The organism is Novosphingobium sp. 11B, assembly GCF_054589055.1.
On record NZ_BAAILP010000263.1, the window covers coordinates 1 to 282 of the forward strand.

Annotated in this window: 1 protein-coding gene; it reads left to right on the forward strand. The window is 59.6% G+C overall.

Annotation, left to right across the window (positions count from 1 at the left end):
* Positions 1-132 precede the first annotated feature (132 nt).
* Positions 133-282: transposase (locus ACYPYD_RS22955; protein WP_459665737.1), on the forward strand; the 150-nt coding region annotated here is incomplete at its 3' end.

The window sequence follows — 282 nt, forward strand, 5'->3', positions numbered from 1 at the left end:
CTAGCCTCTCCTATTCACCGGGGCGGTCAGGAGGGTTGGCGGGAGTAGCGTAAGGTTCTGTTCTGAAGTAGGAAATTGGGTGTCTAAGCCATCCCTTCTCCGGGACAGAAAAAGCCACGGGCCACACCCGCCATGAACGATGCTAGCCCAAGCCGATTTGGATTCCCAGCGGTCGGCCGAAAGAAAATCACAGCCGCCTTCGACGGGGGACGGCTGACTTCGGACGGTGGGGTTTTGCTGCTGGCCCAGGCCGAACGCGAGCTGGATATCTGCAGGCAGCTT